At 52.1% G+C, this 889-nt stretch carries 1 protein-coding gene; it reads right to left on the bottom strand.

The window, feature by feature from the left end; translation table 11 throughout:
* Window positions 1–223: 223 nt before the first annotated feature.
* Window positions 224–637 carry a hypothetical protein gene (locus SLH49_RS22285; protein WP_320271347.1) on the bottom strand — a complete coding sequence of 138 codons (414 nt, stop codon included), beginning with the start codon at window positions 635–637 and terminating at the stop codon, window positions 224–226.
* Between the last annotated feature and the right edge of the window lie 252 nt (window positions 638–889).

The following is an 889-nucleotide window of genomic DNA, read 5'->3' as shown; positions in this document are numbered from 1 at the left end:
AACCCTAGTTGCCCTGTAGCGCGGGTTGCGACACGCTCCGGACGACTAATCAAGGCTTCCGGCTTGGGGTCCACCTTATTGAAGCACCTCAAGCGTGTGCATTCTATAAGGTCGCGCACAACTTAAGAGAATGGATAACCTAAGCGGCGTCATGCAATGCCGTATGCCCACCGCCTAACAAAATGAGAGGCGATGGGCATTTTGACCATTGGCCATGCGGGCTTTACCGGTTGAGGGCTGCCTGGATTCCGCCGCGCGTTGATCCCGCACGTTCTTCATCATTTCTCTCAACGTCGATGATCTCGACAAGTGCACTCAGCTTAAGTGTGGTCGGATCGACGTTCTCAAAGCCATAGTCGTCAAGAATACGATCTGCTGCGATTTCAAGGCCGCTCAGGCCGGTTTTCGTGCTGTGGACGCCACCTTGTTCCGCGGATGCTGCGAAGGGCAGTGAAGCGGCAAAGGCGACGGCAGTGGCGAAGATGGTGGCTGATTTGATAGACATAGTTTCGTTCCATTTCAGTTTTGTGATGCGGCGTGCGCCGCGGGGTTTATGATCTGGCGTCGTGTGTTTGGCGCCGTTGATGAGCTTAAAGTTGGGTAAGCCGCGGCCTAATTGAACCCCGGTATCCATCACGAAAAATGTGACCCTTGTGAGTGTGATTTGTGCTTGACATGTCATAAGATGGGTAATTTTGACACTTACGTGCAAAATTGCACAAAAATATTGCCAGCATTGTGCGCCTGCTCACCGCCGCAAGATATGTTTTATGTCAGCCGTTCACACATTTCAGATGGGCGCAAATGCGTGAGGGTGCATTATTTCTTACCAATCTCGCCCCTGTGAGCGATCTGAAACGAAAAGAAGCCGGTTCTTGCGCGAATCCCT

The sequence above is a fragment of the Cognatiyoonia sp. IB215446 genome, assembly GCF_033963825.1.
Classification (GTDB): domain Bacteria; phylum Pseudomonadota; class Alphaproteobacteria; order Rhodobacterales; family Rhodobacteraceae; genus Yoonia.
Note: the sequence above shows the minus strand (reverse complement) of the source record. Positions and strands in the feature narration are given on the sequence as shown.